Annotated in this window: 14 protein-coding genes; 12 read left to right on the top strand and 2 right to left on the bottom strand. The window is 67.9% G+C overall.

Annotated elements, in window-relative coordinates:
• Nucleotides 1-218: 218 nt before the first annotated feature.
• On the top strand, nt 219-1223 hold the full coding sequence (locus DFP88_RS07180) for a LacI family transcriptional regulator (protein WP_245904726.1): 1005 nt from the start codon (nt 219-221) through the stop codon (nt 1221-1223).
• Between the two features lie 13 nt (nt 1224-1236).
• Here the strand turns inward: DFP88_RS07180 and DFP88_RS07175 are convergent, their stop codons facing one another.
• Entirely contained in the window at nt 1237-2085 is an 849-nt protein-coding gene (locus tag DFP88_RS07175) for an LOG family protein (RefSeq protein WP_110813768.1), read from the bottom strand.
• A 101-nt stretch (nt 2086-2186) separates the two neighbouring features.
• Here DFP88_RS07175 and dapD point away from each other — a divergent pair, with 101 nt between their 5' ends.
• From dapD to DFP88_RS07120, 11 genes are all read left to right on the top strand, one after another.
• Nucleotides 2187-3026 (top strand): 2,3,4,5-tetrahydropyridine-2,6-dicarboxylate N-succinyltransferase, encoded by an 840-nt coding sequence (gene dapD / locus DFP88_RS07170; protein ID WP_110813767.1) that lies wholly within the window; start codon nt 2187-2189, stop codon nt 3024-3026.
• A 142-nt stretch (nt 3027-3168) separates the two neighbouring features.
• Nucleotides 3169-3411, top strand: coding sequence for a GlsB/YeaQ/YmgE family stress response membrane protein (locus DFP88_RS07165; protein WP_220032301.1), 243 nt, complete (start codon nt 3169-3171; stop codon nt 3409-3411).
• Nucleotides 3412-3535: 124 nt separating this feature from the next.
• A complete protein-coding gene (locus DFP88_RS07160) occupies nt 3536-3874 on the top strand; it encodes a hypothetical protein (protein ID WP_110813765.1) in 339 nt (112 codons plus the stop codon).
• Nucleotides 3871-5013, top strand: a complete 1143-nt coding sequence (dapE, locus tag DFP88_RS07155) for a succinyl-diaminopimelate desuccinylase (RefSeq protein ID WP_110813764.1) — start codon at nt 3871-3873, stop codon at nt 5011-5013. Before DFP88_RS07160 ends, dapE begins: the two co-directional genes overlap by 4 nt.
• Before the next feature lie 309 nt (nt 5014-5322).
• Nucleotides 5323-6015, top strand: a complete 693-nt coding sequence (locus tag DFP88_RS07150) for a GntR family transcriptional regulator (RefSeq protein ID WP_110813763.1) — start codon at nt 5323-5325, stop codon at nt 6013-6015.
• Nucleotides 6012-6833, top strand: a complete 822-nt coding sequence (locus tag DFP88_RS07145) for a transporter substrate-binding domain-containing protein (RefSeq protein ID WP_110813762.1) — start codon at nt 6012-6014, stop codon at nt 6831-6833. Before DFP88_RS07150 ends, DFP88_RS07145 begins: the two co-directional genes overlap by 4 nt.
• Nucleotides 6834-6901: 68 nt before the next feature.
• Nucleotides 6902-7567 (top strand): amino acid ABC transporter permease, encoded by a 666-nt coding sequence (locus tag DFP88_RS07140; protein WP_110813761.1) that lies wholly within the window; start codon nt 6902-6904, stop codon nt 7565-7567.
• A 10-nt stretch (nt 7568-7577) separates the two neighbouring features.
• Nucleotides 7578-8243, top strand: a complete 666-nt coding sequence (locus DFP88_RS07135) for an amino acid ABC transporter permease (RefSeq protein ID WP_110813760.1) — start codon at nt 7578-7580, stop codon at nt 8241-8243.
• Nucleotides 8244-8262: 19 nt separating this feature from the next.
• The gene (locus tag DFP88_RS07130; protein ID WP_110813759.1) at nt 8263-9036 is read left to right on the top strand and encodes an amino acid ABC transporter ATP-binding protein; all 774 of its coding nucleotides are present in this window, start codon (nt 8263-8265) and stop codon (nt 9034-9036) included.
• A 23-nt stretch (nt 9037-9059) separates the two neighbouring features.
• A complete protein-coding gene (locus tag DFP88_RS07125) occupies nt 9060-9974 on the top strand; it encodes an aminotransferase class IV (protein WP_110813758.1) in 915 nt (304 codons plus the stop codon).
• Between the two features lie 8 nt (nt 9975-9982).
• Nucleotides 9983-11743, top strand: a complete 1761-nt coding sequence (locus tag DFP88_RS07120; RefSeq protein WP_220032300.1) for a chloride channel protein — start codon at nt 9983-9985, stop codon at nt 11741-11743.
• A gap of 12 nt (nt 11744-11755) precedes the next feature.
• Here the strand turns inward: DFP88_RS07120 and DFP88_RS07115 are convergent, their stop codons facing one another.
• Nucleotides 11756-12727, bottom strand: coding sequence for a sodium-dependent bicarbonate transport family permease (locus DFP88_RS07115; protein ID WP_110813756.1), 972 nt, complete (start codon nt 12725-12727; stop codon nt 11756-11758).
• Nucleotides 12728-12797 lie beyond the last annotated feature (70 nt).

The following is a 12797-nucleotide window of genomic DNA, read 5'->3' as shown; positions in this document are numbered from 1 at the left end:
CACGATTAGCTCCTCCCTAAATCGTTGTAAAACTTTCTATATCGATTTAGAAAATACCTGCAAGTAATTTTATGCAAGAGTTCTCTGCAACTGCGCAACATCCTTAGTGCAGGTGCAGCATCGCGTTGCGAGGTTTCAGACCCCTGATGAACAAGGCCCGGCCTCCGCAGACCCAGCCCAAACCCACGCCCTCTCGCCGCGGTGCAGCACATCGCGTCGTGACCCCGGCGGCACTGCGCGAGCCGGGCAAGCCGACGCTGAAGACCATCGCGCAACTCTCGGGCCTGGCCGTCGCCACCGTCAGCCGGGCGCTGAACGATGCGCCGGACATCGGCGCGGCGACCAAGGTGCTGGTGCGGCGCATCGCGGACGAGATCGGCTATGTGCCCAACCGCGCCGGGGTTCGCCTGCGCACCGGGCGCACCAGCGTCATCAGCCTCGTGCTTTCGACCGAGCACGACATGATGAACCACACGGCACGGCTGATCTCGGGCATGGCCGAGACGCTGCGCGGCAGCCGCTACCACCTGATCGTCACGCCCTTCTTCCCCTCGGACGACCCGATGAAGCCGATTCGCTACATCGTCGAAAGCGGCTCGGCCGATGCGGTGATCTTCAACCAGACGCAGCCGCGCGATCCCCGTGTCGCCTACCTGATGGAGCGGTCATTCCCCTTCGCCACGCATGGGCGCACCGACTGGGCGGATCGCCACGCCTGGTTCGACTTCGACAATGCGGTGGTCGCGCAGGTGGCGCTGCGGAAGCTGGCCGCGCGGGGGCGCCACGACGTGCTGGTGATCGCCCCGCCCGCGACGCAAAGCTACGGCCGGCACAGCCGCGACAGCGCCCGGGCCGAGGCGGCCTCGCTCGGCCTTACCCTGACTGTCCTGGGGCGGGACAGCGACGAGAGCATCGAGGTGCTGCGCGGCGCGATCGACGAGGCGCTGGCCGAGCGTCCGGGGATCGACGCGATCCTCGCCTTTTCGCCGATGGCCGCCATGGCCGCCGTCGCCGCGGCCGAGGCGCAGGGTCGCCGCCTTGGCGCCGACATCGACATCGCCGGCAAGGAGGCGGTGCCCTTCCTGCAGCTCTTCCGCCCCGAGATGATCGTCCTGCGCGAGGACGTCGGCCGCGCCGGCGCCTTCCTCGCGCAGGCCGCCATCGCGGCGGTGCAATGCCCCGCCGCGAGCCCGATGCAGGAGCTGGAGGTGCCGCAGGGCTAGGCCCTGCCCCCGGCTACTCCTTGCGGCCGGGGATGTGGTGGCGGCGCTGGTCCTGATCCGGCCAGTCGTCCATCAGCGCCAGCGCCTCGTCCGCCGTCTCGACATAGCGGAAGAGGTCGAGGTCCTCGGCGGCGATGGTGCCGCCCTCGACCAGCGCCTGAAGGTTGATGACGTTTTCCCAAAAGGCGCGGCCGAACAGCAGCACCGGCATCACCGGCATCCGCCCGGTCTGGATCAGGGTCAGCGTCTCGAACAGCTCATCGAGCGTGCCGAAGCCGCCGGGAAAGACGCAGATCGCCCGCGCGCGCATCAGGAAATGCATCTTGCGGATGGCGAAGTAGTGAAAGTTGAAGGCCAGCTCGGGCGTGACGTAGAGGTTCGGCGCCTGCTCGTGCGGCAGCACGATGTTCAGCCCGATGGAGCGCCCGCCGACATCGGCGGCGCCGCGGTTGCCGGCCTCCATCACGCCGGGCCCGCCGCCGGTGACGACGACATCCTCGTGCCCGCCGGCCTTCATCGACCGCTCCGTCACCAGCGCGGCGAAGCGGCGCGCCTCGCCGTAATAGCGCGACAGCTCGGCCACGGCGGGATTGGCGGCATCCTCGGCCCGCTCGCGGATGCGGGCGCCGCCGAACAGCACCACCGTCGAGTTGATCCCGGCCTCGTCCAGCGCCAGCTCGGCCTTCAGAAGCTCAAGCTGCAGGCGCATCGGGCGCAGGTCCGTGCGCAGCAGGAAGTCGTCGTCGGCAAAGGCCAGGCGATAGGTCGGCGACCGGGTCTGCGGCGTGTCGGGCACGTCGCTCGCGGTGCGGATATCCTCGACGCTGTCGCGCATCCTGCTGTGACGCCTGTCGTCGGTCATGCGGCCTCCGGGTGCCGTTGCGGGAACGGCGCGCGTTGCGGCGCCGTGAGCTTCGGGGGTATAGCGAAACGCGCCCGACAATGACAGTGCCCGGAGGCCCCATGACCGCACAGACCGACACCGCCGCGCTCGAAACCGCCATCGAGGCCGCCTGGGAGCGCCGCGACGCCCTGAGCCCAACCAGCACCGGCGAGAGCGTCGAGGCGATCGAGGCCACGCTCGAGGCGTTGGACAGCGGCGCCCTGCGCGTCGCCGAACGCGGGACGGACGGCACCTGGACGGTCAACCAATGGGCCAAGAAAGCCGTGCTCCTTGGCTTCCGGATCAAGGACATGGCCCCGCAGGAGGGCGGCCCCCAGGGCGGCGGCTGGTGGGACAAGGTCGACAGCAAGTTCAAGGGCTGGGGCGAGAACCGCTGGCGCGACGCCGGCTTCCGCGCCGTGCCGAACGCCATCGTCCGCCGCAGCGCCTATATCGCCCCCGGCGTGGTGCTGATGCCCAGCTTCGTGAACCTCGGCGCCTATGTGGACAGCGGCACCATGGTCGATACCTGGGCCACCGTCGGCTCCTGCGCGCAGATCGGCAAGAACGTGCACCTTTCGGGCGGCGTCGGCATCGGCGGCGTGCTCGAGCCGCTGCAGGCCGAGCCGACGATCATCGAGGACGGCTGCTTCATCGGCGCCCGCTCCGAGGTGGTCGAGGGCTGCATCGTGCGCGAGGGCTCGGTCCTCGGCATGGGCGTCTACATCGGCAAGTCGACCAAGATCGTCGACCGCGAGAGCGGCGAAGTCTTCTACGGCGAGGTGCCTCCCTACTCCGTTGTCGTCTCCGGCTCCCTGCCCTCGAAGAACGGCGTGAACCTCTACTGCGCGGTCATCGTCAAGCGCGTGGACGAGCGGACCCGCTCCAAGACGGCGGTGAACGAGCTGCTGCGCGACTGATCCCGGACCGCGTCTATTTTGCCACGGGCGTGTTTAGTTCCACTGCTTGGTTAAAAAGTTCGGGAACATTCGAGTGAAAACATGCGTTCTGCTCCCGAAGCGCCCGGATACTCCGGGCTGATAACGACTGCAGGAGAAGAAGATGGGCTGGATTGCCTCGATCATTATCGGCGGGATTGCCGGCTGGCTCGCCGAGCAGTTCATGAAGTCCAACATGGGCATCATCATGAACATCATCCTCGGCATCCTCGGCGCCGCGCTGTTCAACTTCGTGTTTGGCACGCTGCTTGGCCTCTACGCCGCCGAGAGCTGGATCGCGTACCTGATTGCCGGCTTCATCGGCGCCTGTGCGCTGATCGCCATCGTGCGCGCCATCCGCAAGTAGGCACCGCCCGCTTGACCGAGAAAGGGCCGTCCCGGCAGATGCCGGGGCGGCCCTTTTGCCGTCCGGCGCTTGCACCCGGCGGGCGGCGGTGCCAGCAAGCGGGCACAGGACGGACGGAGGCCGCATGAGCGACAAGACGAACAAGCAGCAGGTCTACACGCTTCTCGTCGAGGTCGGGCGCAAGGCCGGCGACGGGCTGCCCAAGGAGGCCAGCGGCGCCGCCCTGATGTGCTATGCCTCCGGCGTGGACGAGGCCGAGGCCGTGCGCGAGACGGTCGCCATCCTCAAGCAGGCCGATCTCGCCCCGCTCGACGTGACGGGCTACGGCACCCTCGAGGAGCGGCTCGAGGAAGGGCACGACATCTCGGACGAGGAACGGGGCCTGATGCAGCGCGCGCTCGACGAAAGCAGCGTGGTGGTCGCCCAGATGACGCCCTTCTTCGACGGAAAGGCCCCGCAATGACCACCGATCCCGTCGCGCTGACCGCCGATCTGATCCGCTGCCCCTCGGTCACACCCGAAGAGGGCGGCGCGCTGACCCTGCTCGAAGGCCTGCTCTCGCAGGCCGGGTTCGAGTGCACGCGCACCGACCGGAACGGCACCCCGAACCTCTATGCCCGCTGGGGCCGCCGCGGCGCCAACCGCAGCTTCGGCTTCAACGGCCATACCGATGTCGTGCCGGTGGGCAACCCGGGCGACTGGTCCGTCGATCCCTTCGGCGCGGTGCAGAAGGACGGCTACCTCTGGGGCCGCGGCGCCACGGACATGAAATCCGGCGTTGCCGCCTTCGCCGCCGCCGCCATCGACTTCGTCACGGATACGCCGCCCGACGGCGCCGTGATCCTGGCGATCACAGGCGACGAGGAGGGGCTGGGCACCGACGGCACCCGCGCCATCCTCGACTGGATGGACGAGGCGGGCGAGGCGATGAGCCACTGCATCGTCGGAGAGCCGACCTGCCCCGAAACCTTCGGCGAGATGATCAAGATCGGTCGCCGCGGCTCACTGACCGCCCGCATCACCGCCACCGGCGTGCAGGGCCATTCGGCCTATCCGCACCGCGCGAAGAACCCGCTGACGGCCATGGTCGCGCTGCTGCACCGGCTCGATACGGCCGAGCTGGACCAGGGCACCGCGCATTTCGACCCCTCGACCCTCGCCGTGGTCACCGTCGATACCGGCAACCCCGCCACCAATGTCATTCCCGCGCAGTCCCGCGCCACCGTCAACATCCGCTTCAACGACCGGCATTCCGGCGCCTCGCTGAGCGATTGGCTGCAGGCCGAGGCGGCGGAGGTGGCCAAGGCGACCGGCGTGCGGCTGGACCTCGACATCACCGTCTCGGGCGAGAGCTTCATCACCCCGCCGGGCGAGCTTTCGGCGCTGGTCTCGGCGGCGGTCGAGGCAGAGACGGGCGCGGCGCCTGTCCTGTCGACCACCGGCGGCACCTCGGACGCGCGCTTCGTCAAGGACCACTGCCCGGTGGTCGAACTGGGGCTGGTCGGCAAGACCATGCATGCCGTCGACGAACGCGTCGAGATCGCGCAGATCCACCGCCTCAAGACGGTCTACGCCCGGATCCTCACGGACTACTTCGCCTGAGCCGCGCCCCCTTCTTCTCTTTCCAAATATCCCGGGGGTGAGGCCCGCCAGGGCCGAGGGGGCAGAGCCCCCTCCCCCGGCTGCGCCTTGCGGTCCGGGCAGGCCCCGAGCCCCCAAGGGCCGTGCCAGACACCGGCATCGCGCGACGAAGCGCCCAATAAGAGGGCTAACCCGCAAGGCTATTGCCCCATTATTAGGCAACAACATCACAGCAGCAAGATTGTAGACAATCTGCGACCGATTTCCCGCACAGCTGCTCATCGACATTGTAGACAATCTACACAGCACGATCCGCCGAGAGAATCTTCGATGACCAGCATGATCAGGCGCGAGACGATGGGGGCCCAGCTGGGCGGCCTTCTGCGCAGCGCCATCCTGTCGGGAGAGTTCGAGCCCGGCGACGCGGTGACGGAGACCGGGCTCGCCCTGCGGTTCGGCGTCAGCCGCGGGCCAATGCGTGAGGCGATGCGCCAGCTGATGGACGAGGGGCTGCTGGTCACCGTGCCCTATACCGGCACGCGGGTGCTGCAGCTGACCTCGACCGATATCGACGACATCTATTCCATGCGCATCTGCCTCGAGATCTTCGCCTTCGAGCAGATCTGGGCGCGCCGGGACCAGGCCTTCCGCGAGGCGCTGCTGGCGCGGCACCACGCCCTCCTGTCGGCGATCGACGCGGGCGACGACATCCGCTCCATCGACGCCGAGCTCGACCTGCACGGCCTGGCCTACGAGACCTGCGCCAACGGCATTCTGCTTACGAGCTGGGGCGCCATCCGTGCCCGGCTGCAGCTGTATTGGGCCGCGCATCACCGCGCCCACGGCATCATGGGCCCCAAGCGCGAAAGCCACGACGACTACGTCCGCCTCGCCCTTGGCGACAGCTGCGAGCAGATGAAGGACGAGATCCGCGACCACATGCGCCGCGGGCTGGGCAAGACGATGGCCTTCGTCGCCTCGATCGAGGCGGAGAAGGCGGAAACCAACAGGAGAATGACATGAAAAGACGGACCCTCATCCTCGCGGCCACCGCCGCGATGGCCCTCGCCCCCATGGCCCGCGCGCAGGACGGCGGCACCATGGCGCAGGTGATGGATTCGGGCGAGCTGCGCATCGGCGTCGCCGCTGCCGAGCCCTGGTTCTACAAGGACCCGATGTCCGAGGAATGGACCGGCGTCGGCGTGGCCATGGGCAGCCGCATGGCCGAGGATCTGGGCGTTCAGATGGTGCCCGTCGAGACCTCCTGGGCCAATGCGGTGGCGGGCCTTCAGGCCAACCAGTTCGACATCATGTTCGTGCTCGACCCGACCGAGGAGCGCCGCCAGGCGCTCGATTTCCCGGAAAACCCGCTGTTCTACTACGCCATGGGCGCGCTGGTGCAGGAGGGGACCGATGTCACGAGCTGGGATGCCCTCGACACGCCCGAGACGCGGATCGGCGTCACGCTCGGCACCTCGCTGGACCGCAACGTCACCGAGATGATGGACGAGGCGCAGATCAGCCGCTTCGCCTCGAACGACGAGGCGATCGCCGCCTTCGCCGCCGGCCGCATCGACGCGGTGGTGCAGTTCCACCCCGCGCTCGTCGTGCAATACGCGCGGCTGCAGATCGGCGAGGTGATCCTGCCCGAGCCGGTCGAACCCGTCGCCACCTCGGCCGGCATGCGCCAGGAGGACAGCACCGAGTTCCTCGACTGGGTGAACACCACCTTCGCCGAGCTTTACGACGCTGGCGTGCCGGACGAGCTCTTCGATGCCTACCTTGCGACCAAGGACATCGACGCCAGCACCATCCCGGGCCTCGTCAAGGAAGACTGGTAAGGCCCCGCGCGGACCGGCCGCCCGCCGCCCGGTCCGCGCCCCTCCCCTGATCCAACGAAAGCCGCCGCATGGAGTATTCCTGGGACTTCGGCCCGGTGCTCGAGCGTTTCGACATGCTCGCGCTGGGGCTGCTCAATACCGTCAAGATCGCGGCCGTCTCGATCGTGCTGGGCGTCCTCGTCGGGCTCGTCCTCGCGATGATGCGCCTCTCGCCGCGCCGCTGGCTGAGCGTCCCGGCGCTGGTCTTCATCGAGTTCTACCGCAACACGCCGCCGATCGTTCACTTCTTCTGGTTCTTCTACGCGCTGCCGGTGATGCTGGCCGTCAGCCTCGATCCCTATGCCGCCGCCGTCCTCGCGCTTTCGACGCAGTCCGGCGCCTTCTATGCCGAGGTGTTCCGGGGCGGCATCGTCTCGATCGAGCGCGGGCAATGGGAAGGCGGGCGCGCGCTCGGCATGACCCATGCCGCGCTGATGCGCCGGGTGATCGTGCCGCAGGCGATCTCGCGCATGGTGCCGCCCTTCATCGAGCGCAGCTTCGAGCTGCTGAAGACGACGGCGCTGGCCTCGACGCTGGCCTATGCCGACCTGCTCTACCAGGCGATGATGGTGAACGCCGAGACCTTCCGCCCGCTCGAGGTCTATACGACCATCGCCTTGATGTACCTCGTGCTTCTGGTCACGGCGAGCCAGCTGGCCCGCCTCGCCGAAGCCCGGCTCACGGCCTACCAGTGAGGAGGCCCGGATGAACTACGTCCCCGACTTCAGCATCGTCACCGACAACTGGATCGTCCTGCTGCGCGGGCTATTGGTCACCATCGAGATCTGGATCCCCTCCATCCTCATCGGGCTGGCCGGCGGCTTTCTCCTGGCGCAGGCGCGGCTCGCGCGCAGCGGCTGGCTGCGCGGCGTCAGCCTCGTCTACGTGGAGCTGTTCCGCGACACGCCGGTGCTGATCCAGCTGATCTGGTTCTTCTACGCCTTCCCGATCCTCGTCGGCCTCCAGCTCAGCCCCTATGCCGCCGCCTTGCTGGCGCTGGTGCTGAACACCTCGGCCTATGCCTCCGAGATCTTTCGCGGCGGCATCCGGTCGATCCACCGCGGGCAGATGGAAGGCGCGCTGGCCATCGGCATGAGCCGGGCGCAGGCGATGCGCCGGGTGATCCTGCCGCAGGTGGTCAAGCGGATGCTGCCGGCCTTCACCAACCGCACCATCGAGGTCGCCAAGATGTCCTCGCTGGCCTCGGTGATCTCGGTGCACGAGCTGATGTACCAGGGCCGGCTGCTGTCCTCGACCTACTACCGCCCCTTCGAGATCCTGACGGCGGTGGCCTTCATCTACTTCGTGCTGATCTACCCCGGCACCTTCCTTGCCGGGCGCCTCGAAAAGCACCTGGCGCGGTCGAACTGACCCGGAAAGGACCCCACAAATGACCGCACATCCCATCCTGGACGTCAGGGGCCTGCACAAGCGCTTCGGCGATCACCACGTGCTCAAGGGCATCGACTTCACCGTCGAGCCGGGCGAGCGCGTCGCGATCATCGGCGGCTCGGGCTCGGGCAAATCCACCTTCCTGCGCTGCCTGAACTTCATGGAGGTGCTGAGCGAGGGCGAGATCCGGCTCGACGGCACGCGCATCGGCCTCGAGCGGAAGGGCACCGTCACCTACCCCGAGAAGCAGCTGTGCCAGGTGCGCGAACGGCTGGGCATGGTGTTCCAGCAGTTCAACCTCTTTCCCCACATGAGCGTTCTCGACAACGTCATGGAGGGGCTGGTGACGGTGAAGGGCCTGCCGAAGCCCGAGGCGCGCCGCATCGCCGAGGCCGAGCTTGCCAAGGTCGGTCTCACGGACAAGCATTCGGCCTGGCCCGGGCGCCTGTCGGGCGGCCAGCAGCAGCGCGTCGCCATCGCCCGCGCGCTGTCGATGCAGCCCGAAATCCTGCTCTTCGACGAGCCGACCTCCTCGCTCGATCCGGAACTGGTGGGCGAGGTGCTGCGCGTCATCAAGCAGCTGGCCGAAGAGAAGCGCACCATGCTTCTCGTCACCCACGAGCTGGGCTTCGCCTACCACTTCGCCACCAAGGTGATCTTCCTCGCCGACGGCGTCTTCCACGAGGTCGGCACCCCCGACGAGGTTCTCAAGACGCCCAGCAAGCCGCGCACGCAGGACTTCCTGCGCCGCTTCGGCGAATTCGCATTCTGACCGACCAAACCCAAGGTAGCACCATGACACCCCTCAGCAGCTCGTCCTCCCAGAGCTACGCGAAAGACCCGCGCAACGACGGCGTGGAGATCTACGTCGATGGCGAATTCTTTGCCCGCGACGAGGCCAAGGTCTCGATCTTCGACGCGGGCTTCGTGCTTGGCGACGGCGTCTGGGAAGGCATCCGCCTGATCGACGGCAAGCTTCTGGCCGTGGACGAGCACATCGACCGCATGTTCGAAGGCGCGCGCTCGATCCAGCTCGACATCGGGTACGATAAGGCCGGCATCGTCGAGGAAATCTGGAAGTGTCTGCGCCACAACGGAATGGAAGACGGCGTCCACATCCGCATCATGATCTCGCGCGGGCGCAAGTCGACGCCGAACCAGGATCCGCGTTTCATCGTCGGCGGCGCGACGATCGTCATCGTCGCCGAATGGAAGCAGCCCAATGCCGAGCTGAAGGAACGCGGCCTCAAGCTGATGACCTCGACCATCCGCTGCTCGACGCCGGATGTCTTCGACCTGCGCCTGAACTCGCACAGCCGGCTGAACTTCATCCAGGCGCTGATCCAGGCGATCAACATGGGCGCGGACGAGGCGCTGATGCTGGACGACCGCGGCTTCGTCGCCTCGTGCAATTCGACGAACTTCTTCGTCATCCGGGGCGAAGAGCTCTGGACCTCGGACGGGATGACCTGTTTCAACGGCATCACCCGCAAGAAAGCCATGAAGGTGTGGAAGGATGCCGGATACACGGTGCGTGAGGCGCCCTTCACCCTGTCCGAGGTCTACTCGGCCGACGAGGCCTTCGTGACCGGCACGCTTGGCGGCATCACCCCCGTGGCCAGCATCGACGGCCGCCCCATCGGCACCGGCAAGCCCGGCCCGATGACCGCGCGGGTGAACGACCTTTACCAGGCCTATACACGGGGCTGATGGGAAGAGTGCCCGCTCGCTTGCGCTCCTCCGGCAGGCGATCGGTCCTGCGACGCCTCGTTGCGCCGTTCCGGCTGCGCACGCTGATCCGGCGCAACGAGATCGCCTATACCGGCCTCGCGGCCCTCGTCGGCATCCTCTCGGGGCTGGCGGTGGTCGCGATGCAGGGGCTGATCCAGCTGATGGGCCTTTGGATCTTCGGCGCGGCGGTGCCGGTCAGCGGCGCGGAGGGGATCGACCCGCTGCGCGCCTTCGCCGGACCGGTCGCGGGCGGCCTTCTCGTGGGGCTGAGCTACCTTGTCGGGCGGCGCTGGTTCCGCCGTGTCGCCGACCCGATCGAGGCCAATGCCGTCGGCGGCGGCAAGGTCGGCGTGCCCGGCAGCCTCTACATCAGCGCGCAGACCCTCCTGTCCAGCGGCTTCGGCGGCTCGGTCGGGATGGAGGCGGCCTATACGCAGATCGCCTCGGGCGGCGCCTCCTGGCTGGGGCAGCGGCTGCGCCTGCGGCGCGAGGACCTGCGCCAGCTTGTCGCCGCCGGGGCCGGGGGCGCCATCGCCGCGGCCTTCGACGCGCCGCTGGCGGGCGCCTTCTACGCCTTCGAGCTGGTGCTGGCGACCTATACTGTGGCGGCGCTGCTGCCGGTGCTGGCCGCCTCGATCGCGGCCACCGCGGTGACCCGGCTGGTGACCGACAGCCATGGCCCCAGCCTGTTCTTCGCCGGGCAGATCCCGGGCGAGGGCTACCTGCCCATCGCGCTTCTGACAGTGCTGGCCGCCGGCGTCGGCATCGGCATCATGCGCTCCGTCGCGCTGATGGAGCGCTTGTTCGGCAAGAGCCCGATCCCCGGCTGGACACAGCCGATGATCGGCGGCCTCGCCGTGGGGCTGCTGGCGCTGGTCTCGTCGCAGGTCCTGTCCTCGGGACACGGCGCGATGCGCCTGGTGATCGAAACGGACATGACGCTCTGGGCGCTGCTGGGCCTCTTCGCCCTCAAGACCCTCGCCTCGATCGTCTCGCTCGGCTCGGGGTTTCGCGGCGGGCTTTTCTTCGCCTCGCTGCTGCTGGGCGCGATCCTCGGCAAGGCCTTCGCCATCGGCTGGATGCTGGCCTTCGGCCTGCAGATCCCCATCGTCGTCTTCGCCGTCGTGGGCATGTGCGCGCTGGCCACCTCGATCATCGGCGCGCCGCTGGCGATGAGCTTTCTCGCGCTCGAAATGACGCAAAGCCTGCCGCTGGCGCTGGCGGTGCTGTTCTCGGCGCTGCTCTCGACCTCCATCGTGCGCCAGTTCTTCGGCTTCAGCTTCTCGACCTGGCGCTTCCATCTGCGCGGCGAGACGATCCGCTCGGCCACAGACGTGGGCTGGATCCGCGATCTGACCGTCGGGCGGCTGATGCGGCGCACCTCGAGCACGATCACCACCACGACCACCATCGCCGAGGCGCGGCGGCGCTTTCCGCTGGGCTCGACCAAGGCGGTGCCGATCCTCGACGAGACCGACAGCTATGCCGGCATGTGCCAGATGACCGACCTGCACTGGGACGAGCTCGACCCCAAGGAGCGGGTCTCCAGCGTCGCCCGCTACACCTCGGCCTGGCTGCGCCCCGAGCAGACCGTGCGCGATGCGATCAATACCTTCGCCCGCAACGAGGCCGACACCATGGCCGTGGTCGGAAGCGACATGACCGTGCTTGGCACGCTGAACGAGCACTACTGCCTGCGGCGCTATGCCGACGAGACGAACCGGCGCCTCTACCCGTCGCGACGCTGAGGGCGGTCCGCCTCACGGGGCGCCGCCGGCCAGCCAGAGGTAAAGCGGAAGGCCGAGGGTGATGTTGAAAGGGAAGGTCACGCCCAGCGACAGCGTAAGGGAAATCCCCGCCTCCGCCTTCGGCAGCGCGATCCGCATGGCGGCAGGCACCGCGATGTAGGAGGCGGAGGCCGCCAGCACCATCAGCAAGAACAGGCTGCCCACCTGCAGCCCGATGGCGGTGCCCAGCGCCCAGCCCAGCATCGCGCCGGCAAGCGGCATCACCAGCCCGAAGCAGAACAGGCCCGGCGTCAGCAGGTGACGATTGGCAGACAGGCTCCAGCCCGCCGAGAGGCCCATGTCCAGCAGGAACAGGCACAGGATGCCGAGGAAGGGCGTGACGACGAAGGGGGCGATCATCTCCATCCCCTCGTCACGGGTGACGGCCCCGATCACGAAGGCCCCCGCAAGCAGCACGATCGAGCCATTGGCGAAAAGCGCGCGGGCCGGGACCTTTCCGACGGTGCCGCGCCCGGGCTGCCGGGCGGCGATCCACAGCGCCGAGAGGATCGCCGGCACCTCCATGCTGGCCGCCACCGCCACCATGTAGCCGTCGAAGGCGATGCCCGACAGCGACAGCAAGCTGCTCGCGGCCACGAAGGTCACGATCGAGATCGACCCGTAGTGCCACGCCACCGCCGCGGCGTTCACCGCGTCCAGCCGGGTCATCAGGCGCAGCAGCACGAAGGCGAGGAAGGGGATCAGGAAGGACAGCAGCAGCCCGGCGAGGATCGCCAGCAGCACCGCGGGGCCAAGACCGTGCTCGGACAGGCTGTGCCCACCTTTGAACCCGATCGCCAGCAGCAGGTAGATCGACATGATTTTCGCCGCGCCCTCCGGGATCGACAGGTCGCTGCGCAGGAACGCGGCCAGAAGGCCGAGCACGAAGAACAGGATCGTGGGCACCATCAGGGTGCCGGCAAGCGTGTCGAGGGCGGCGGACATGGGGGCTCTCCTATCGGGTCCACCCCCGATTGCCGCAGCGCACGCCATAGCTTAAATACTTTCTAGCACC

The sequence above is a fragment of the Pseudoroseicyclus aestuarii genome, assembly GCF_003217255.1.
Lineage (GTDB): Bacteria > Pseudomonadota > Alphaproteobacteria > Rhodobacterales > Rhodobacteraceae > Pseudoroseicyclus > Pseudoroseicyclus aestuarii.
Note: the sequence above shows the minus strand (reverse complement) of the source record. Positions and strands in the feature narration are given on the sequence as shown.